22 protein-coding genes and 1 pseudogene are annotated in these 20,330 nt (G+C 63.3%); 11 read left to right on the plus strand and 12 right to left on the minus strand.

Features of this window, described 5'->3' with window-relative positions:
* The first annotated feature begins 51 nt into the window (after window positions 1-51).
* Window positions 52-735, plus strand: coding sequence for a GNAT family N-acetyltransferase (locus DCO48_RS10810; RefSeq protein ID WP_116550600.1), 684 nt, complete (start codon window positions 52-54; stop codon window positions 733-735).
* A gap of 3 nt (window positions 736-738) precedes the next feature.
* On the opposite strand, the gene DCO48_RS10815 is transcribed toward DCO48_RS10810, so the two are convergent.
* Entirely contained in the window at window positions 739-1,587 is an 849-nt protein-coding gene (locus DCO48_RS10815; protein ID WP_116550601.1) for a CAP domain-containing protein, read from the minus strand.
* Window positions 1,588-1,658: 71 nt separating this feature from the next.
* A complete protein-coding gene (locus DCO48_RS10820) occupies window positions 1,659-2,276 on the minus strand; it encodes a cell wall hydrolase (protein ID WP_116550602.1) in 618 nt (205 codons plus the stop codon).
* A 230-nt stretch (window positions 2,277-2,506) separates the two neighbouring features.
* On the opposite strand from DCO48_RS10820, the gene DCO48_RS10825 reads away from it, so the two are divergent.
* From DCO48_RS10825 to DCO48_RS10840, 4 genes and pseudogenes are all read left to right on the plus strand, one after another.
* Window positions 2,507-2,878 carry a hypothetical protein gene (locus DCO48_RS10825; RefSeq protein WP_116550603.1) on the plus strand — a complete coding sequence of 124 codons (372 nt, stop codon included), beginning with the start codon at window positions 2,507-2,509 and terminating at the stop codon, window positions 2,876-2,878.
* A 2-nt stretch (window positions 2,879-2,880) separates the two neighbouring features.
* Window positions 2,881-3,064, plus strand: a pseudogene (locus DCO48_RS10830) (DUF1289 domain-containing protein).
* A 188-nt stretch (window positions 3,065-3,252) separates the two neighbouring features.
* On the plus strand, window positions 3,253-3,543 hold the full coding sequence (locus tag DCO48_RS10835; RefSeq protein ID WP_116550604.1) for a hypothetical protein: 291 nt from the start codon (window positions 3,253-3,255) through the stop codon (window positions 3,541-3,543).
* A gap of 9 nt (window positions 3,544-3,552) precedes the next feature.
* A complete protein-coding gene (locus DCO48_RS10840; protein ID WP_116550605.1) occupies window positions 3,553-4,185 on the plus strand; it encodes a hypothetical protein in 633 nt (210 codons plus the stop codon).
* A gap of 21 nt (window positions 4,186-4,206) precedes the next feature.
* Here the strand turns inward: DCO48_RS10840 and DCO48_RS10845 are convergent, their stop codons facing one another.
* Window positions 4,207-4,761, minus strand: a complete 555-nt coding sequence (locus tag DCO48_RS10845; RefSeq protein WP_116550606.1) for a UPF0149 family protein — start codon at window positions 4,759-4,761, stop codon at window positions 4,207-4,209.
* 75 nt (window positions 4,762-4,836) lie between these two features.
* On the minus strand, window positions 4,837-5,451 hold the full coding sequence (locus DCO48_RS10850) for a LysE family transporter (RefSeq protein ID WP_116550607.1): 615 nt from the start codon (window positions 5,449-5,451) through the stop codon (window positions 4,837-4,839).
* Window positions 5,452-5,605: 154 nt separating this feature from the next.
* On the opposite strand from DCO48_RS10850, the gene DCO48_RS10855 reads away from it, so the two are divergent.
* From DCO48_RS10855 to DCO48_RS10870, 4 genes are all read left to right on the plus strand, one after another.
* Entirely contained in the window at window positions 5,606-5,830 is a 225-nt protein-coding gene (locus DCO48_RS10855) for an MbtH family protein (protein ID WP_116550608.1), read from the plus strand.
* A gap of 10 nt (window positions 5,831-5,840) precedes the next feature.
* On the plus strand, window positions 5,841-6,560 hold the full coding sequence (locus tag DCO48_RS10860) for a thioesterase II family protein (protein WP_116550609.1): 720 nt from the start codon (window positions 5,841-5,843) through the stop codon (window positions 6,558-6,560).
* A gap of 82 nt (window positions 6,561-6,642) precedes the next feature.
* Window positions 6,643-7,194 carry a hydrolase gene (locus DCO48_RS10865; protein WP_116550610.1) on the plus strand — a complete coding sequence of 184 codons (552 nt, stop codon included), beginning with the start codon at window positions 6,643-6,645 and terminating at the stop codon, window positions 7,192-7,194.
* A 35-nt stretch (window positions 7,195-7,229) separates the two neighbouring features.
* Window positions 7,230-8,306, plus strand: a complete 1,077-nt coding sequence (locus tag DCO48_RS10870; RefSeq protein ID WP_116550666.1) for a DUF1615 domain-containing protein — start codon at window positions 7,230-7,232, stop codon at window positions 8,304-8,306.
* 102 nt (window positions 8,307-8,408) lie between these two features.
* Here the strand turns inward: DCO48_RS10870 and acnB are convergent, their stop codons facing one another.
* On the minus strand, window positions 8,409-11,018 hold the full coding sequence (gene acnB / locus DCO48_RS10875) for a bifunctional aconitate hydratase 2/2-methylisocitrate dehydratase (protein WP_165840761.1): 2,610 nt from the start codon (window positions 11,016-11,018) through the stop codon (window positions 8,409-8,411).
* A 406-nt stretch (window positions 11,019-11,424) separates the two neighbouring features.
* On the opposite strand from acnB, the gene DCO48_RS10880 reads away from it, so the two are divergent.
* Window positions 11,425-11,892 (plus strand): DUF1289 domain-containing protein, encoded by a 468-nt coding sequence (locus DCO48_RS10880; RefSeq protein WP_116550611.1) that lies wholly within the window; start codon window positions 11,425-11,427, stop codon window positions 11,890-11,892.
* A gap of 51 nt (window positions 11,893-11,943) precedes the next feature.
* Here DCO48_RS10880 and DCO48_RS10885 read toward each other — a convergent pair whose 3' ends face one another.
* Entirely contained in the window at window positions 11,944-12,816 is an 873-nt protein-coding gene (locus DCO48_RS10885) for a universal stress protein (RefSeq protein WP_116550612.1), read from the minus strand.
* A 154-nt stretch (window positions 12,817-12,970) separates the two neighbouring features.
* On the opposite strand from DCO48_RS10885, the gene DCO48_RS10890 reads away from it, so the two are divergent.
* On the plus strand, window positions 12,971-13,597 hold the full coding sequence (locus DCO48_RS10890) for a tRNA-(ms[2]io[6]A)-hydroxylase (RefSeq protein ID WP_116550613.1): 627 nt from the start codon (window positions 12,971-12,973) through the stop codon (window positions 13,595-13,597).
* A 15-nt stretch (window positions 13,598-13,612) separates the two neighbouring features.
* On the opposite strand, the gene DCO48_RS10895 is transcribed toward DCO48_RS10890, so the two are convergent.
* From DCO48_RS10895 to DCO48_RS10920, 6 genes are all read right to left on the minus strand, one after another.
* On the minus strand, window positions 13,613-15,532 hold the full coding sequence (locus tag DCO48_RS10895) for a DNA topoisomerase III (protein WP_116550614.1): 1,920 nt from the start codon (window positions 15,530-15,532) through the stop codon (window positions 13,613-13,615).
* Between the two features lie 141 nt (window positions 15,533-15,673).
* Window positions 15,674-17,002, minus strand: a complete 1,329-nt coding sequence (locus DCO48_RS10900; RefSeq protein ID WP_116550615.1) for an MFS transporter — start codon at window positions 17,000-17,002, stop codon at window positions 15,674-15,676.
* Between the two features lie 46 nt (window positions 17,003-17,048).
* On the minus strand, window positions 17,049-18,242 hold the full coding sequence (gene lhgO / locus DCO48_RS10905) for an L-2-hydroxyglutarate oxidase (RefSeq protein ID WP_116550616.1): 1,194 nt from the start codon (window positions 18,240-18,242) through the stop codon (window positions 17,049-17,051).
* A 111-nt stretch (window positions 18,243-18,353) separates the two neighbouring features.
* A complete protein-coding gene (locus DCO48_RS10910) occupies window positions 18,354-19,064 on the minus strand; it encodes a FadR/GntR family transcriptional regulator (RefSeq protein WP_116550617.1) in 711 nt (236 codons plus the stop codon).
* A gap of 98 nt (window positions 19,065-19,162) precedes the next feature.
* Window positions 19,163-19,507, minus strand: coding sequence for a hypothetical protein (locus tag DCO48_RS10915; RefSeq protein ID WP_116550618.1), 345 nt, complete (start codon window positions 19,505-19,507; stop codon window positions 19,163-19,165).
* 69 nt (window positions 19,508-19,576) lie between these two features.
* Window positions 19,577-20,329, minus strand: a complete 753-nt coding sequence (locus DCO48_RS10920) for an amidohydrolase family protein (RefSeq protein ID WP_116550619.1) — start codon at window positions 20,327-20,329, stop codon at window positions 19,577-19,579.
* Window position 20,330: the final 1 nt, after the last annotated feature.

Here is a 20,330-nt window from a genome sequence, read left to right on the forward strand (position 1 = left end):
GCAACCAGTCGCGTTATCATGCACGGGCATTCATCACGAGCCCGCCGCGCAATGCCGAGTATCCACCTGTTCCACACTCCACCGTCCGAGACCATCAAGAGCCAGGTCCAGCAAATGGTCATCGACGACCTGAGCGAGATCAGCCAGGTGGCGATTGCCCCGAGCAACCCGCTGTATCAGCTGTACCAGTATGGTGTCGGCTACGAGGTACACCTGTACTTCGAGGCCATGGACGGCACGCGCAACATGCCGGTCGAACTGATCGTGGCGCTGGACGATCAGGCCCCGGAGACCGTGCTCGGCTTCGTCCTCTACCAGCCGACCCTCGATGACCCGCAAGCGTGCAGCGTGGCCTACCTGGCCGTACGGCCCACGTATCGGCGCCAGGGGATCGCCCGCAGCCTGCTGCAAACGCTCATGGCCCGTTACCCGCATGTCGAGCTGGCGAGCAGTGTCGGCAAAGTGCCGTACTTCGAGGCGATGGGCTTTCAGGTGCTGGCGGCGCGTGGCCCGCAGGTATTGATGAATACCCGCGACTACCGCACTGCCGGGCTGCTACCGGTGCTGGATGTAGCGCCGATCTATCGGTCGCTGGAGGTCCGGCAGATTCATGCCTACCTGTTGCAGCAGCACGGCAAGAAGGCAATGACCGAAGCCGAGAAAAAGCGTGATCGGCACCTCGACCAGCTGACTCACCGCGCCCGTGTACTGGTGCAGGAGCGCCTCGGCGGCTGAGGCCTAGGGCGTGCCAAACATGGCGGTCCAGTAGATTCCCGCATCACTTTTCGGGTCGACGGCATAGGCGGCGCCCAGCGCGCGGAACTGCGGGTTCATCAGGTTGGCACAATGCCCGGGGCTGGCCAGCCAGCCGTCGAGCACCTTGCGCACGCTGTCCTGTCCGGCGGCGATGTTCTCGCCGATCAACTGGGCACTGTAGCCGGCCAGTTCGGCGCGATCGCCGGGGGTGCGGCCGTCGCGGTCCTTGTGGTCGAAATAGTTGTTGTTGGCCATCGAGCGCGTGTGGCTCTCGGCGGCCCCGGCCAGCGTCGCGTTCCAGGACAGCGCTGTGGCGGCAGCAAACGGCTGGCTGCCGCATTGGCGTGGGGCGGCACGCGCGGCATTGATCGCTTCGAGTAGCTTCTGGCCTTCGCTCAGCGAATCGCCGAGACGCCCGGCGAGCAACGGCCGCGCCAGGACGATTCGCCAATCGCGGTTCTGCCGGCTGACGCCGATATCGACAAACTGCGGGTCGAGCACCACCTGGCAGAAACTTTCGCGCACCGCCTGCATCGCCGCTTGCGCATCCCGTGGCCCGGAAAGGGTGATTGCCTGCACGTTGACCATTGGGTAGCTGGCCTGCGCCAGGGCTTGTTGCAGGTCGCCGATGCTGGCGGCCGGCAGTACCAGGCGCGGGTCGCTGGCCAGCGGCGGCAGCTCCATCGAGCCCTGGCCGGCGCAGCGCTGGGGCTGGCTGCGGTAGCTGTTGATCGAATCGACCAGTTGCGTTTCTTCGCTGGCCATGGCCGTGGCGGCGCACGCCAAGCCTAGCGACAGCGTGGCCATACGCAGAATGGATGACAGGCGCATGTAACTCTCCCTTAAGCTGAGTGCGCCCATGATGCGCGATTTTCCAGCGAATGTTCAGCGCTGGCGGGGGCTTATTTTGCCTTGCCGTTGCGTGGCCGGTAGAACAGGAACTTCTCCGTTTCGGCGGTTTTCAGGTACTGCCGGGCCCAATCCGGGTGCACCTTGCGGTCGTGGAAATACAGCGCGCCGGCGGTTCGGTCCTTGAGCTGCTGATTGAGCGCCTTGCGGGCGATTTCCTTGGCCACGGTGTAACGGGTTTCTTCCTGTACCTGATCGGCGCGGCCGTCGCACCACCAGGAAAACTGGCACGTCTTGCGTTCCACGCCTTGCTTGACCACACCACAGACGGTGTCGGGGAAGCCGTCGTGGCCGACGCGATTGAGCACCACGTTGGCCACCCCCTCCATGTCGGCCGAGCCTTCGCCCTTGGCTTCCCAGTAAATGGTGCGCGACAGGCAGGTGATGGCATCGTCCACGGCCGCTGCACCGGCCGGGTCGACTGCTTGTACTTCACTGCGGGTGAGGGGGGCGGTAGCGCTGGCTGGGCTGTTGCTGGCGGCCTTCTGTTCGAGCACCTCGGCCTTGTTTTCGGCGCTTGCGGCGGTGACGCTGGGTAGCGGCTCGGCGGCAAATGGCGGTGTAACGAGCAGGACGCTGAGAAGCAATGTTGCCAGGGTGATAGGGCGCATGGTCGAACCTTCTGAAGGCAGCCAACGTGATCCTGTGCTGCGCCATACCGGCGGCCGGGGAGCCAACCCGACCGTGCGCCCGTTGGCGCCTGGCGCTGGTAATGGCGGTGTTACTAGAGTCGACCGCCGGTAAGTTCAAACATTCCGTAGTGGCTGACGGCAGGCGGTGCGGCGCGTCGCTGGCGTATGATTCGCGCCATTGTAGAAGGCCGGCAGAACGAGGACCTGGCATGACCCTGAACAAACGCGAGCAGGCACGCATCGAGCGGCGTCTGGTGGCGACCCTTACCGATGCCTGTGAAATCGCCAAGGCGGAACTGGTCGGTTTCTGCTGGTTGACCCATGAGATCGATTACCAGGTATTTCCTTCCAGTCTGGTGGTGGTCTGGGTATTCGACACCCAGCAGCACAAGGATCAGGCACTGGCCAGCGGCCAGGCCGCGCGCATGATCGAGCTGACCGGGCAGGCCCTGGAGGCTGCGCAGGTGACGCTCGCGGGGCTGGCGCGGCATGTGCATTTCGACTCCGAAGAGCAGTGTCGGCGGGTCAATGCCGGGGACTGGGCGCAACGCCTGTCGCGGCTGCGGCCGGCGCGGGGTTGAGCATGGCCAAGGACATCGAGAACCCGTGCATTTCCACCTGCCAGCTCAGTGGCGATTTGTGTGTGAGCTGCGGGCGTAGCAAAGACGAAATCCGCACCTGGAAGAAGATGAAACGGCCAGAAAAAATGGCGGCGGCGCAGCGTGCCAGCTGCTCGCCTGAAAACGCTGCAGAAGAAGCGCAAGTAGTGTGCAGTCGACATCCCGCTGAAATGTTCGATGACGTTTTTGCCGCGTCAGTGTTGCCTCGGCGCCGCTAGCCTTGGTGCAGGCAGGGGCTTGAGGGTTTGCACGGCAAGCCGTCCGGTCCTGTTACAAATCGCGGCTGGATGCCGCCTTTGAAATGTACGACACTCTTCGTACCTAGAGGGGCCAACATGGAAAGAGGCTTCAAACAGGCTAGGCAGGATCTACTGGCGGCACTGGAGGCGGGCAACTATCAGCACGCGGCGCGTGGCTCGATCGACGTAAAAAATGTGCTGGCAACTGGCGAGGTGTCGGTCCAGCAGGTCATCGAAATCGTCCGCCAGTGCTCTGGCATGCACCATTGCAGCAGCGCGCACCATCGCGTGGCGGGCATCGAAGTCCACGTGCTGCGGCGCTTGGGCTGGTACATCAAGTTTTACTTTATCGAGCCAGACGTCTGGTTCATCAGCGTCCATCGGTGAGAGCTATGTATGAACATTTTTCTTGAAGGTGAGCAGGGCAAGGCGCTCTGCGAGCAGTGTCAGCAGTTGGTCACCACCGTCTATGCCCGGCGCAATGTGCCGTTCAGCGACGGCTTTGGCGAGGCAAGGAATATCCTGGTCGGCGTCTGCAGTCAGTGCGATACGGTAGTGGCAATCCCGGCGCAGTCGACGCCGGCGATCAAGGAGGCGAAAAAACAGCTGATCTCCATCGAGGCGCGGCTGCCGGCGGTGTACCTCGATGTGCTGGATGCGGCGATGCACTCGGTGGCGCGGGAGGCCGGGGTGCAAGTCCGCAAGCTGTTCCTCAGTTACTACTTCCATGTACTGGCCGAGCATCAGGCAGCAGCGGTCGAATTGAGCGGAACCCACGAGGGCTTTGTGCAGGGTTTGGCTGCTCAGTGTGCTGCCCGGCAGGTAGCGCCGGCACGCTCGATGAAGCGCCTGTCGATGAAAGTGAATTCATACGTGGCGGCTGACTTCGATGTGCTGCTGAAGGTGACTCGGTTGAGCCAGACCGATCTGCTCAAGGCGATCATCTGTCAGATTCAGCAGGATCTACTTGAGCACCGCAACCCGGCAACGATTGCCGAGCTGCAGCGTCTGGCACGGGTCGCCTTGTAGGTTGGCTCTCCGAATTGCCTGTTAGCGTTGCGCCAGCCAGTAGTCGTGCAAGGCGCGGGCAGCCGGCTCGATGCGGGCGACCCCAGCGAGGTGCTCGGCCACGTTCAGGTCCGCTGGTAGTTCGAAGTTGTCCTGCTCGGCGCAGGCCGCAATGGCGTTCAACGCGCCAGCGTGCTCGGCAGGCAGTTCGGGCCAGTTGCCGACGGCAACCCCGCGCAGGTAGCCGAAGCACCATTCTTCGGCGAGGGTCAGCCTCTGGCCTTGGTGCTCGGTGTGTTCGAAGCGCGGTGAGAAGGCCTGGCTATCATTGGCCAGTTGCGCGGCCAGGGTATTCAGGTGGCGCACGCTCAGTTCGATGAACTGCTTGCACTGCGCTGGGGTCTGCCATTCCGGGTTTTGCCCGCCGAAGATCGCCGGGAACCATTCGGCGATATCCACTTGGGTCGGGCTGGAGACCAGGGCGGTGAAGTAACCGTCGAGCTCGGAAGGGTTGAGCACGGAGTGATCGTCGCCGTACTGGAGCAGAGTGTCTTCGATGAACGCGAAGTCTGCGGTGTTCAGGGGGTGGTTTTGCATGGGGGATACCTTGATGAGCCGAGCGCGGGGATTATCCCGCGTCGACGGTCATAGGGAAACCCACTGTGCAGATGGCTAGCGCAACACCGCCAGTTTGATGCTGAAACCTACCAGGCACATGCCTGCCAAGCGCTCAAGCAGGTTCGACAGCTTGGGGCTGGCGCGCATCCGCTCCGCCAGAAAGTGTGCCAACAGCACCGCCACCAGCCCGTAGATAAAGGTCAGCACGGCAATGGTTACGGCCATGAAGCCGAAGGTCACCAGGCCCTGGTGATGGGCCGGGTCGACAAACAGTGGGAAGAACGCCATGTAGAAAATGATCGCCTTGGGGTTGAGCAGGGTGATCATCATGGTCTGGCGCAGGAAGTGCCTGGCCTGCATCGGCCGTACCGGCGCATCGCCAGGTTTGGACAGCAGCATGCGCACGCCGAGGTAGGCCAGGTAGGCCGCGCCCAGCCATTGCACGGCATGGAACGCCGCCGGGTAGCTGTTGAGCAGGGTGGCCACCCCGGCTACCGCCAGCCACAGCAGCACCTGATCGCCGAAAATCACCCCGAAGGTGGCCGCCAAGCCTCCGCTGATCCCACCTTTGCCGGTGGCAGTGATGAGCGCAAAGTTGCCAGGGCCGGGTATTGCCAGCAGAACGATGAAGGCTATTACGAACGCGCCATAGTCGGTTACGCCAAGCATGCTGGGAAGTTCCTGAGCAGTCAGAGCGACACTTTACACCCGGTCGCTAACGGGTGGGCGAGTCTTGCCTAATTTGTGCGCTGGGTCGTTCGTTCCCTCTATAGCTTCCGTGCGCCCGGCGCCAAGAGCCCTCACCCAACGAAGGAGATTAGCAATGACTTCCGTTTTCGACCGCGACGACATCGTGTTCCAGGTAGTGGTCAACCACGAGGAACAATACTCCATCTGGCCAGACTACAAGGCCATCCCGACTGGCTGGCGCAGTGTAGGAAAAAGCGGCCTGAAGAAGGACTGCCTGGCCTACATCGATGAGGTCTGGACCGACATGCGTCCGCTGAGCCTTCGCCAGAAAATGGCTGAAAACGCTGCCGCACAGTAAGGGGGCGCCAGTGTCGTCATTGACCCTGCTGTGCCTGCCGTACTCCGGCGCTAGCGCCATGCTCTACAGCCGCTGGCGACGCAAGTTGCCGGCCTGGCTGAACGTGCGCCCGGTCGAGCTGCCTGGGCGCGGCGCGCGGCTGGGCGAGCCGCTGCAGACCGACATGCAGGCACTGGCCCGGCAGCTGGCGCAGGAGCAACGGCTGGCTGTCAGCCAGCCGTATGCCATCCTTGGGCACAGCCTCGGGGCTTTGCTCGCCTTCGAGCTGGCTCATGAGCTGCAAGCCTTGGGTTGCCAGGCGCCGGTTGCGTTGTTCGCCTGCGGTACAGCAGCGCCGACCCGCCGCGAAGAATACGATGGCCCGGACTGGCGTGAGCCGAAAAGCGATGCAGTGCTGATCGACGAACTGCGTACCTTGCAGGGCACCCCGGAAGAGGTGCTGGCCAATCAGGAGCTGATGAGCCTTACCTTGCCGGTGCTGCGCGCCGATTTTCTGCTGTGTGGGCGTTACCAGTACCGTTCGCGGGCGCCGCTGCGGTGCCCGTTGCATGTGCTCGGAGGGGAAACCGACCGTGCCAGCGAAGCACAGTTGCTGGCCTGGCGTCAGGAGAGCCTCGGCGATTTCGCCCTGGAGATCTTCCCAGGTGGGCACTTTTTCATTCACGAGCATGAGGATCGCGTGCTCGGCGTGTTGTGTGCATCGCTGGAGCGGCATCGCTTGTCGGCCTGAAGCGTGGCGGTTGCGCAGTGCGCCTTTGACCAGCATAGTCGGGAACCTGTCCCGATTACTGCCCGGCCCGGAGGCGCCTGCCATGCTTATCGATCCCACCCAATCCACGCTGTTGGTCATCGACATCCAGGAAAAGCTCATCGGCGCGATGAGCGATCCGGCGGGGACCTTGGCGCGTGCACGCTGGCTGATCGCAGCAGGCGCCGAGCTGGGCCTGCCAACGGTATTTTCCGAACAGTATCCCAAGGGGCTGGGGCCAACCGTTGCGGCCCTGAAGGAAGCGGCCGGCGCCGCCGAAATCGTCGAGAAAATGCATTTTTCCTGTGTGGCCGGCGAATGCCTGCCGGCGTCGTTGCTGGCGCGCGAGCAGGTGATTGTCTGTGGCATGGAAACCCACGTCTGCGTCCTGCAAACCGTGCTTGGCCTGCGGGCGCTGGGCAAGCAGGTGTTTGTGGTCGAGGACGCCTGCGACAGTCGCACGGCCTTCAGCAAGGCCGCCGGTTTGCAGCGCATGCGCGATGCCGGGGCTCAGATCGTGACCCGCGAGATGGTCCTGTTCGAACTGCTCGGCAGTGCCAGCCATGAGAAATTCCGACTGATCAGCAAAACCTTCCTGGTAGGTGAGCAGCCTTGACGGCCTCTCGCGGGACGAGCCCGCTCCCACAATCCCTGTGGGGGCGGGCTCGTCCCGCGACGTTTTTTGCCGCGCTGCTGGCCGGCTGCGTCGGCCAGCGTGCGCCGGAGCAGCCTTCGGCCGAACAGGTGCGGGCCCAGCTGTTGCGCCTGTTGCCGGCCGCTGCCACTGATCGTGAGGGCTGGGCCCAGGACATTCAGACAGCCTTTACCGCGCAGAAGCTCGACCCCAGTCGTTCCAACCTGTGTGCCGTGCTGGCGGTGACCGAGCAGGAGTCCACATTTCAGGCCGATCCGCAAGTGCCCGGTCTGGGGCGCATCGCCCGAGAGGAAATCGACCGTCGGGCAGCCAGTGTGCATGTTCCGCAACTGCTGGTGAAAGCCGCCCTGCAAGCACCATCGCCGAATGGCCAGACCTACGAGCAGCGCCTCAGTGCGGCGCGCAGCGAGAAACAGCTCAGTGCCATCTTCGATGACCTGATCGGCGCTGTGCCGCTGGGGCGTACGCTGCTCGGCGACTTGAATCCGGTGCGTACCGGCGGGCCGATGCAGGTCAGCATCGCCTTTGCCGAGCGGCATGTGCAGGCTTACCCCTACCGTTACAGCGGGACGATTCGTCAGGAAGTGTTCAGCCGTCGCGGCGGGCTGTATTTCGGCATCGCCCACCTGCTGGGCTATCCGGCCAGTTACGAGCGGCCACTGTACCGTTTCGCCGACTTCAACGCCGGATGGTATGCGAGCCGCAATGCGGCGTTTCAGCATGCGCTGAGCCGTGTCTCCGGGGTAGCGCTGGCACTGGATGGCGACCTGATCGCGCCGGGGGCAATTTTCCCCGGCGCCACCGAGCGGGCAGTGCGCAAGGTGGGCGCGCAACTGGATTTGCGCAACCCGACTATCCGCAGCCAGTTGGAGCAGGGCGATCGCCTGGATTTCGAGAAAACGCGTTTGTATCAGCGCGTGTATGGGTTGGCCGACAAGGCCGCAGGTCACCCGCTGCCGCGGGCGCTGTTGCCGGGCATCGAGCTGAAAAGCCCGAAGATTTCTCGCAAGCTGACCACGGCGTGGTTTGCCCAGCGGGTGGATGAGCGTTATCAGCGCTGCATGAAGCGCTGATCAGGGTGTCCGCCGAGGGCGTTGCTGAAAAGTGAAGCGTCCATTCCTGCCGGCATAAAAAAGCCCCGCCAGGTGGCGGGGCTTTCTCGACGCTAAGTCAGCTTAGGCTTGAACGACCGGGATCTTGGCGTTCGCAGCCGCTTCGCGGAACTCGGCGATCTGGTCGAAGCTCAGGTAGCGGTAAACGTCGGCAGCCATGCTGTCGATGTTTTTCGCGTACTCCATGTACTCCTCGACGGTCGGCAGTTTGCCCAGGATGGACGCAACAGCCGCCAGCTCGGCGGAGGCCAGGTACACGTTCGCACCATCGCCTAGACGGTTCGGGAAGTTACGGGTCGACGTCGACACAACGGTCGAGTTCGCCGCAACGCGTGCCTGGTTACCCATGCACAGCGAGCAGCCCGGCATTTCCATGCGCGCGCCAGCTTTGCCGTAGATGCCGTAGTAGCCTTCTTCGGTCAGCTGGTGAGCGTCCATCTTGGTTGGCGGCGACAGCCACAGACGGGTAGGGATCGAACCCTTGACCTTGTCCAGCAGCTTGCCGGCAGCACGGAAGTGACCGATGTTGGTCATGCACGAACCGATGAACACTTCGTCGATCTTCTCGCCCTGAACGGTCGACAGCAGACGCGCGTCGTCCGGGTCGTTCGGCGCGCAGAGCACAGGCTCTTTGACGTCGGCCAGGTCGATTTCGATGATTTCGGCGTACTCGGCGTCCTTGTCGGCAGACAGCAGGACCGGGTTGGCCAGCCAGGCTTCCATCGCTTGCGCGCGACGCTCCATGGTGCGGGCATCGCCGTAGCCTTCGCTGATCATCCAGCGCAGCAGGGTGATGTTCGACTTCAGGTACTCGGCAACCGCTTTTTCCGGCAGCTTGATGGTGCAACCGGCAGCCGAACGCTCGGCCGAGGCGTCGGACAGTTCGAATGCCTGTTCAACCGTCAGCTCGTCCAGGCCTTCGATTTCCAGGATGCGGCCGGAGAAGGCGTTGATCTTGCCTTTCTTCTCGACGGTCAGCAGGCCTTTCTGGATGCCGTAGTAAGGGATGGCGTGAACCAGGTCGCGCAGGGTGATGCCTGGTTGCAGTTTGCCCTTGAAGCGCACCAGTACCGACTCCGGCATGTCCAGCGGCATTACGCCGGTGGCTGCGGCGAAGGCAACCAGGCCGGAACCGGCCGGGAACGAAATGCCGATCGGGAAACGGGTGTGCGAGTCACCACCGGTACCGACGGTGTCCGGCAGCAGCATGCGGTTCAGCCAGCTGTGGATGATGCCGTCGCCTGGACGCAGCGACACGCCGCCACGGGTGCGGATGAAGTCTGGCAGGGTGTGGTGGGTGGTCACGTCGATCGGCTTTGGATAGGCCGCAGTGTGGCAGAACGACTGCATGACCAGGTCGGCGGAGAAGCCCAGGCACGCCAGGTCTTTCAGCTCGTCACGGGTCATCGGGCCAGTGGTGTCCTGGGAGCCGACGGTGGTCATCTTCGGTTCGCAGTAAGTGCCAGGGCGCACGCCTTTACCGTCAGCCAGGCCGCAGGCCTTGCCGACCATTTTCTGTGCCAGGGTGTAGCCCTTGCCGGTGTCGACAGGTGCTTCAGGTAGCTTGAACAGGTCGGTTGGGCCCAGGCCCAGTTCAGCACGGGCTTTTTCGGTCAGGCCACGGCCGACGATCAGCGGGATACGGCCGCCAGCGCGGACTTCGTCGAGCAGCACCGGGGTCTTCAGTTCGAAGGTGGTGATGACGTCGTCGGTGCCGTGCTTGCAGACTTTGCCGGCGTGCGGGTAGACGTCGATCACGTCGCCCATGTTCAGGTTCGACACGTCGAACTCGATCGGCAGGGCGCCGGCGTCTTCCATGGTGTTGTAGAAGATCGGGGCGATTTTCGAGCCGAAGCAGAAGCCGCCAGCGCGCTTGTTCGGGACGTACGGAATGTCGTCGCCGAAGAACCACAGCACCGAGTTGGTGGCGGATTTACGCGAAGAACCGGTACCGACCACGTCACCGACGTAGGCAACCGGGAAGCCTTTGGCTTTGACTTCTTCGATCTGCTTGAGCGGGCCGATGGCGCCTTGTTGCTCAGGCACGATGCCGTCACGGGCCATTTTCAGCATGGCCAGGGCGTGCAGCGGGATGTCAGGGCGCGACCAGGCGTCCGGGGCAGGGGACAGGTCGTCGGTGTTGGTTTCGCCAGGGACCTTGAATACGGTCAGGCTGTATTTGTCGGCGATGGCCGGTTTGCTGGTGAACCACTCGCCAGCAGCCCAGGATTCCAGGACGGCTTTGGCGTGGACATTGCCCGCCTTGGCTTTTTCAGCCACGTCGTGGAAGGCGTCGAACATCAGCAGGGTGTGCTTGAGTTGTTCGGCGGCGACGGCAGCCAGTTCGGCGTCGTCCAGCAGCTCAACCATGGTGGCGATGTTGTAGCCACCTTGCATGGTGCCCAGCAGTTCGACGGCACGCTTCTTGTCGATCAGTGGGGTTTTCGCTTCGCCTTTGGCAACAGCAGAGAGGAAGCCGGCTTTGACGTAAGCGGCTTCGTCCACGCCTGGTGGAACGCGGTTGGTGATCAGGTCGACGAGGACTGCTTCTTCGCCAGCAGGGGGATTTTTCAGCAGCTCGACCAGGCCTGCGGTTTGTTCGGCGTTAAGCGGCTGGGGCACGATACCCTGGGCGGCACGCTCTTCGATGTGTTTGCGGTAGGCTTCAAGCACAGTTATTACCCTCATCAGTGGTCCCAAATGGGTGTCCGGGACGCTCATCCAGAAATTCCGGCACCCATGCGCAATACGGCTTTGTGGGCCGCGTAGCCAGGGTTGCAGGAAATCCTTACAGAAGCTGCTTTCAAAGTTTTACGCCTGTAGAACGGAGGCTGATGAGGGCTGGCGCAGGATATTCGGGGGGCGAATACCCTGTGCCAACGCCGTTCTACCGGATTAACTGTGCTCGTGACGCTTTGAAAACAGCTTCTAACGGACATTGGCGCCTTAAAAAGGCCGGATGATTCTACGGTAAAAACTCGACAAAGGTAAGGCGAGCGCAACGACTTTAGCGGGTGACCCCCGTTAGACAAAGGGCTAACATGTTGGCCTGTTCCGCCGCCATGTCGTTGATTTTTCCATGTCCAATCAGTCCATCAAGACGCCCTGCGTCGGCCTTTGCTCCACGGTTTACGGGGATCTGGTGTGCCGTGGTTGCAAGCGTTTTCACCATGAGGTGATCCACTGGAACGGCTACAACGAAGATGAAAAGCGCGCGGTCTGGCTGCGTCTGGAATACCTGCTGGTGCAGGTCATGGCCGCCAAGCTGGAAGTTTTCGACAAGCAACGCCTGCGTCAGCAACTGGAACAACGCAAGATCCGCTTCGTGCCTCATCAATCCGAATATTGCTGGGCTTACCAGTTGATTGCGCGCGGTGCGCGGGTGATCCGCGAGCTGGAGGCCTATGGCCTGGTGCTGATGCCGGAGTTTCGCGAGTGGGAGCTGCCGCAGTTGCGCGACGCCATTGATCGGGAGTTCTTTCTTTTATCCGAGGCGCATTACCAGCGGTATATCGCGCCCGGATTTCTGCAGGATGCTCTGGGCTAGCATACGGCCCATCGCCGGCAAGGCAGCTCTGCGTTGCCGGCGATAGCGCCCTCAGCCGCGCGCCAGTTCCGTCAGGTGCACCTTTGCCTCTTCGCTCTTGAGCACCAGTACGTCGCTTTCCAGCGAATCGAGCACTACCTCGGCAGTATTGCCGATCAATGCCCCGGAAATCCCGGTGCGCGCCACCGTACCAATCACCGTCACCACCGCATCGTACTTGTTCGCGGTATACGGAATCAGCACATCCGCCGGCCCTTCGGCGACATGCAGGCGCTCATCGTTGATATCGAACTCGGCCTGGAACGCTTTGCACTCTTCGCGATAGCGCTGCTCGATGGTTTCCTTCAATTGATAGACCGGGTCGGCCGCCGACAGCATCGGTGATGGATGAGCGCTGATCACATGCAACTCGCCCTTGGCCAGGCTGGCGATGGCGTAGCCGTGGTTGATGATGTCGCCATGCAGCAGCCGATGCGCTTCGTCATGGTTACCCACATCCACGGCGGCGAGGATCACGCCGCCAGTCCACGGCCGTTCGGTCTTGACCATCAGCACCGCACATGGGCACTGACGCAGCAGTTTCCAGTCGGACGGGGTGAGCAGGGCTTTTTTCAGCGGGTTGTCCGGCCGATGTTCCTTGATCACCAGTTCGCAGCCTTCGGCTTCCTGCACCTTGATGATCGCTTCGTGCTGGGCGTCGTGGCGGCTCTGCTCGTGGCTGACATTGTCGTAGCCGTCGTCATGCAACTGGCTGGCCAACAGGCTGAGCAGGGCGCTGTGGTCCTGCTTCTTGTCGCACATCAGCAGGTGCAGACGGGCCCCGGTGACCCCGGCAATGAGTTTGGCCCGGGTCAGCGCCCGGCTGTGTGCGTGCTCGGGATCGAGTACCACCAGGATGCTGCGTACGTCTCGTACTTCTCGCATGAGGATGACTCCGTTCAGAAAGGGCGACCGATGGTTGACTATAGTCGGCGCCAGCAGCAATGCGTGTTGATACATATCAGCATAGTCACTGGTGATCGCCTCCGTCGCCGGTATAATCGCCGGCCTTGTTGTCGCCTTGCCGGTTTGTGAGCCTATGCACCCTATCCCCGAAATCGATGCTTTCCTTGGTTGCCGCACCCCAGATGCCTGGGTGGACGCGGCCCTGAGCGACCAGGAAACCCTGCTGATCGACCACAAGAACTGTGAGTTCAAGGCCGCCAGCACGGCGCTGAGCCTGATGGCCAAGTACAACACCCATGCCGACCTGATCAACATGATGTCGCGCCTGGCCCGCGAGGAACTGGTGCACCACGAGCAGGTGATGCGTTTGATGAAGCGCCGAGGCGTGCCGCTGCGACCGCTGTCGGCTGGGCGTTACGCTTCCGGGCTGCGTCGCGTGGTGCGTTCGCATGAACCGGTAAAACTGGTGGATACACTGGTAGTCGGAGCGTTTATCGAGGCGCGCAGTTGTGAGCGCTTTGCGGCGATCGCTCCGCACCTGGATGAGGAACTGGGCAAGTTTTATAACGGCTTGCTCAAGAGCGAGGCGCGTCACTTTCAGGGTTATCTGAAACTGGCGCTGCAGTACGGCGACGAAAAAGATGTGCAGCGCACGGTGGCGAAGGTGCGCGAGGCAGAGGCCGAGCTGATTACCTCGCCGGACGTTGAGATGCGTTTCCACAGCGGCATCCCGGTGTGCGGCCCGCACCTGGCTGAATAAGCCTGCGGGAGCCGGCTAGCCCTTGGCTTTCTTACGCGGTGCTCCCGCTGGCGCCTTGCGCCGCTTTTTTTTCCAGGGCGCCTTGCCCGCCACTGCCGGCCCACTGATGTTCAGGCTCAGCCCGGCGCAGCGCTGCACCTGCTTGCTCATCCACGTCGATTGCTTGGCAACGAACTCTTCAAGGCTCATTTCCCCGCTCTGCACCATGTCCAGGGCCTGTTCCCAAATTGCCGTGGTGCCGGGGTCGGCAATCGCCCGCGGCACCGCGTCGATCAGGCTGAACGCCGCTGGCGTCGCCGCCAGCGCCTTGCCGTTCTTGAGCAGGTAACCACGGTCGAGCAAGCCCTGGATAATGCCCGCGCGGGTCGCCTCCGTGCCGATCCCGGTGGTGTCCTTGAGCTTCTGCTTCAGGCGGGGGTCGGCGACCAGCTTGGCGACGTTTTTCATTGCCTTGATCAGGTCGCCTTCGGTGAACGGCTTGGGGGGCTGGGTCCACAGGTCCTTGAGTGTGCTGCCGACAACCGCACACGCCTGCCCCTTGCTCAGTGCCGGCAATACCTGCGCAACCGGTGCCTCGCGACCTTTCGGCGGGGTCAGCGCCTCCGGTAGTGCCCGCCGCCAGCCAGGCTCGACAATCTGCTTGCCCACCGCGCGCAATACCTGCCCGGCACAGTCGAAATCGGCCTGGGTGCGGTCGTATTCATGGTTCGGCAGGAACTGCGCCAGGTAGCGTGCGCGGATTAGTGTATACACCGCCTTGTGCTTGCCCGGCAGGCGGCCCGGATCGATGGCCGCTGCGGTCGGGATGATGCCGTGGTGGGCGCTGACCTTCGCGTCGTTCCAGGCCCGCGAACGGCGTTGCGGTTCGAGGTGCGCCTGCAGCGCCGCGAGGCTGGTATCGGCGCGGCCGAGCGCAGCCAGGATCGATCCGGCCTCGGCGTGCTGGCTCAATGGCAGGTAGCCGCAATCGCTGCGAGGGTAGGTGATGACCTTGTGGGTTTCGTAGAGGGCCTGGGCGATGTCCAGTGTCTCCTGGGCGCCGAGCCCGAGTTTTTTCGAGCAGACTTCCTGCAAGGTGCCGAGATCGAAGGGCAGCGGCGCGGCCTCGCGCACCCGCTCGGTGGCCACTGTGCTGACGTGCGCCGTGGTCGCGGCACTGATCGCGGCGGCGGCCTGTTGCGCCAGGGCCTGGTTCAGGCAGCGGCCCTGATCGTCGCAGGCGTCTTCCGGCGCGCGCCATTGTGCGCTGAACACCCTGTCGTCGCTGCGCAACTGCACCTCGATGGCCCAGAACGGCACCGGCACGAAGTCGGCAATGCTGCGGTCGCGGTCGACCACCAGGCGCAACGTCGGTGTTTGCACGCGGCCTACCGGCAATACGCCCTGATAGCCGGCTTGCCGCCCGAGCAGGGTGAACAGTCGGCTCATGTTCATGCCGATCAGCCAGTCGGCGCGCGAGCGGCCAAGTGCCGAGTGATAGAGGCTGAAGGTGGCGGCCCCCGGCTTGAGCGCTGCCAGCGCCTTGCGGATGGAGGCGTCGTCCAGCGCCGACAGCCACAGGCGCTGGATCGGCCCGCGGTAGCGGCAATGTTCGACCAGCTCGCGGGCGATCATCTCGCCTTCGCGGTCGGCGTCGGTGGCGATCACCAGTTCGGCGGCCTCGCCGAGCAGGCGTTTGACGGCCTTGTACTGGCTGGCGGTCTTGGGTTTGACCAGCATCTTCCACTGCGCCGGGATGATCGGCAGGTCGGCCAGCACCCAGCGCTTGTAGCGCGCGTCGTAGGCGTCCGGTGGGGCGGTTTCCAGCAAGTGACCGATGCACCAGGTGACGCTAACGCCGCTGCCGACCCAGCAGCCATCGCCGCGCCGGTTGGCACCGAGCACTTTGGCGATGTCTTTGGCCTGGGAAGGTTTTTCGCAGAGGAACAGCCGCATGCTGGAACACTTTAGGGTAATTGCCGATGGCCCCTAGGATGCGCATAGAACGCCGTTCAGGCAAGTTTTATGTGGATGGATATACAGCTTTTTGTTGCATGGAGAAGCGGCTTGCCGCGTTGCACGGCAAGCCGCCTGCATTCAGTTTTTGAAGCTGGAGTGCTTGTGCCCCTGGTCGCACAGGGCGAACACCACCACAAACACAGCGGCGACGGCGAGGATCACCACCACGCCGTCGGTGGAGTGGGTCGCGGAGCTGGCAACCAGCGCCAGACCGCCCAGTGGCGCCAGGCCGCCAGCGACCGCCGTACCGATCTCGCGGCCAGTGCCGAAGCCCGAGGAGCGGGTCTGGGTCGGGAACTGGCGGCTGAGGAACGAGCCCTGCGGGGCGAACATCATCGGCGCAAGGATGCCGGTGCCGATAGCAATGGCGACGTAGATCAGGGTCGGCTCGCCAGTATTAAGCAGCGCCATGAACGGGTAAGCGAACAGCACCGAGAACAGCCCGCCGATCATCAGTACGGTCTTGCTGCTCCAGCGGTCGCAGAGCCAGCCGAAGAACGGCACGGCAACGATTGCCACCAGGCTGGCGATGGTCACCGACAGTGAGGTGACGTGCGCTTCGACGCCTTTGTACTGGGTCAGGTAGGCCAGCGAGAAGGTCTTGAAGATGTAGCTCAGCGCGTTGTAGCCGATGGCCACGAAGAACACCACGGCCAGGCCCTTGAGGTCGTTACGGAACAGCGCTTTGAGTGGCGACTCGGTCGGCTTGGCCGGGGCGTTTTCCAGTTCGGCGAACTGCGGGGTTTCCGGAATGCTGCGGCGCACCCAGAGGCCGACGCCGACCAGCACGATGCTGCAGATGAACGGGATCCGCCAGCCGCCGGCCAGCATGAACGCGTTGCCGTTCATGGTCAGCAGGTAAACGGTCAGCGACGACAGCAGCAGGCCCAGGTTCAGTCCCAGCGCCGGCCAGGCGCCCTGGCTGCCACGCTTGCCTTCGCTGGCATGCTCGTAGGAGGTGACGGCTGCGCCGGACAGCTCGGCGCCGGCGCCCAGGCCCTGGATGATGCGAATCACCACCAGCAGGATCGGTGCCCAGATGCCGATCGTGGCATAGCTGGGGATCAGCCCGATCAGCGTGGTGCACACGCCCATCATGCAGAAGGTGATCACCAGCACCTGCTTGCGCCCGAACCTGTCGCCCAGGTAACCGAACAGGATGCCGCCGAACGGGCGGGCGATGAAGCCGATGGCAAAGGTGGAGAAGGCCAGTAGCGAGGCGACCTGCGGATTGCTCGCATCGAAGAAGATCTTCGAGAAGACAATCGCCGCCATGGTGGCGTACAGGTAGAAGTCGTACCACTCCAGCATGGAGCCGAAGATGGTGGCAGCGGCGACTTTGCGCAGGCGCTTTTTCTTTTGTTCCGGGGTTTCGCTTGCGGTGTTGGCCGCTTCGTATACCGACATCGAAAGTTTCCTTGTTGGTCTTGTATTTATTGTTGTGCAGCAGGGGTCAGCGGGCGTCGAAGATCCTCTGGGCAATCATTTCGCCAATCGGAATGGCCGAGGTGGCCGCCGGCGACGGCGCGTTGCAGACGTGGACCATGCGTGGCGTCTCGGCGAACAGGAAGTCGTGCACCAGGCTACCGTCGCGCATCACTGCCTGGGCACGGATGCCGGCTTCGTAGGGCAGCAGGTCCTCGACGTCCAGCGACGGGCAGTATTTGCGGCACTGTTCCAGGTAGCCGCGCTTGAACAGCGAGTTCTTCATCTCGGTGGTGCCGGAGCCGAGGTTGTTCCAGAGGGTTTTCCAGAACCCGGGGAAGCGCGCGTAGTCGGCGACGTCGCGCCAGTTGATCGAGAACTTGCGGTAGTTCTCCCGGCCCAGGCCGAGCACGGCGTTCGGTCCGACAGTCACGCTGCCGTCGATCATCCGCGTCAGGTGCACGCCGAGGAACGGCAGCTCCGGGTCGGGAATCGGGTAGATCAGGTGGTTGACGATGCTGTTCTTGCTGGCCGGCAGACGGAAATATTCGCCGCGGAACGGGATGATCTGGTGGTCGATCTTCACCCCGGCCAGCGCCGCCAGGCGGTCGGACTGCAAGCCGGCGCAGGCCACCAGCTGTTTGGCGCGCCAGGCGCGGCCTTCGCTACTGATGGTGACGCTGTCGGGGCTTTCCTGGATCGCCTTGACCTGGGTGCCCAGGCAGAGCTCGCCGCCGGCCTGCTGGATGACCTTGGCCATTGCCTGGCACACCTGCTTGTAGTCGACGATACCGGTGGCATCGAGGAACAACCCGCCCAGGCCGACGATGTTCGGCTCGCGCTGCTGCAGTTCGCTGGCGTTCAGGCGCTCGACCTTCAGCCCGTTCTGCTGCGAGCGCTCGTACAGCGCCGCCATGCGTTTGACTTCCAGCGGCGTGGACGCCACCAGCAGCTTGCCGCAGACCTCGTACTTGACCTGGTGCTCGTCGCAGAAGTCTTTGGTGGCCTGGGCGCCGCGTTTGCACAGGTCGGCCTTGAGGCTGCCCGGCGCGTAGTAGATGCCGGCATGGATCACGCCGCTGTTATGGCCGGTCTGGTGGCGGGCGAGGCTGTCTTCCTTTTCCAGGATGACCAGCGAGGCGCCGGGTTCACGCTTGAGCAGCGCCATGGCGGTGGCGAGGCCAACGATGCCGCCGCCGATGATGCAGTAGTCGTAGATCATGCAGGTGTCACCTTGCTGTTCTTGTCAGATGGTCTAGCTATCAGGTTGTCAGACTAATGGTTGCCAAGAAAAGGCGCTGTGTTGGCAGCGCCGTTTTTCGCGTGGTCGGGTTTACTCCGTGGTCGGCAGGTCGAGCTGCAGACGCTGGGCCGAAGCGCGCAGGTGGCTTTCGGCGCAGGCTGCGGCCGCGAGCCGGTCGCCGTCGGCAATCGCCTGGAGCAGGGCGGCGTGTTCTCGGATGGCATCGGCCGAGCCGCCTACCGAATGCGCTGCCGAGTTTTCCCAGGCGGTCTTGCGCGCTGCGGCCAGTTGACCGCGCAGGAAGTCGTGGAAGGCGACGAAGTAGTCGTTCTTGCTGGCCTCGGCAATTGCACGGTGGAACTCGACGTCGGCGGCGGCCGCCACGTCGAACTCGCTGCGCTTGTCCTGCATGATCTTGAGTGCCGTGCGCATCCGCGTCAGGTCGGCTTCGTCGCGGCGCTGGGCGGCAATCGAGGCGGCCTGGGTTTCGATCCACAGGCGTACTTCGAACATCTGCACCAGGTCCGGTGAACGGCCTTGCCCGCTCGGAAAGCGGAACACCGTGCCACTTGGCGTTTGCGAAATGTATGAGCCGAGGCCGCGCCGGGCGATCAGTACGCCATCAGCCTTCAGTTGAGCCACGGCCTCGCGCACCACCGAGCGGCTGACATTCAGTTGCTCGGCCAGTTGCTGCTCGGTAGGCAGGCGCGCTTGCGCCGCCAGGCGACCCGAGTCGATCTCGCCACGGATGGCGCTGACCACGCGTTCTACCAGCGTGTCGGGACGTTGAAGCTCAAGCATGGGCGGGGAGGCTCGCTAATCAGGTTGTCAGACAATGCCCGGAGAGCGCTTGCTTGTCAATAAATCGGCGTAGGAGAAGTTACCGTGCCCAGGCCTTTTCAAGCCGCCCGAAAATTCCACACGATCTCCACCACGCGTACCGCGACGATCACGTAGAACAGGCACAGCAGCACCTGCAGGCCAAGGTGGTGGCGGGTTTGGGCCAGCTTGCGCAGGCCGTCGAACATGTTCAGCAGCATCAGCACGCTGGCCAGCAGGATCAGCCCCCAGCCGGTCACCAATGCGCTGAACACATCGAGGAACAGCTGGGTCTTCGAGCGCACCGCCTCGGTGCCGGCCGCTAACAGCAGGGCGCACATCAGCAGGTTTCTGAGGTTGTCGAAGACGTCCTTGTTCAAACCCAGGTCGAGCAGGCGATTGAACCTTGCCAGCCATGTGCGCATCGTCGCGAACCCTGTGCAGTGTGCCTGCCTGCAGTGTTGTTGCCGTAGGCAGGGTGCGCAAGTCGAGCCTTAGCCGCAGCGATAAAATGCCCAGGCGTTGCGCCACAGTGCCCGCTCGGCGGCTTCGCTGCCGAGGGTGGCATCGATCAGTTCGAGGTCGCTGGCGGCAAACGGGCGCGGTGCGCGGGTGGACGGCAAGTCGCTACCGAACATCAATGCATGCGGGTTGGCGGCTTCGATGTCGCGCAGTGCGGCGGCGACGTCGAAGTCGACCCGGCCAAAGCCGCAGGCCTTGATCCGCACGCCGGCTTCGGCCAGTTGCAGCAACTGCGGCAACCCTTCGCGGCGCAGCCCGAGGTGGTCGATGCTGACCGCCGGCAGGCGTTCGAGCAGGTTGTGCAGCTCGCCCAGTTCGCGCGAATCGACATACAGCTCGACATGCCAGCCGGCCAGCTCATGCACCCGACGAGCCATGCGCTCGAGCTGATCGATCTGTTCCGAGCCGCCGCGCTTGAGGTTGAAGCGCACGGCGCGCACGCCGGCGGCGTCCAGTTGCAGCAACGCGGTATCGCCGATCTCGGCCGGCACCTGGGTCACCCCGACGAACTGCGGGCCCAGGCGTTCTAGCGCGGCCAGCAGGTAAGTCTGGTCGAAGGCCTGGAACGAGCCCGACACCACTGCGCCACCTTGTACGCCCAGCGGCGCGACCGCCGTCAGGTAGTCCTCGACGCTGAACGGCGCGGGCACGAAGCCATGGTTGGCGACCAACGGGAAGCGCGGGTCGACGATGTGGCAGTGGGCGTCGAAGATCGGCCGGGTCATG

It is taken from the genome of Pseudomonas sp. SDI (assembly GCF_003105155.1).
In the GTDB taxonomy this organism is placed as follows: Bacteria; Pseudomonadota; Gammaproteobacteria; order Pseudomonadales; family Pseudomonadaceae; genus Aquipseudomonas.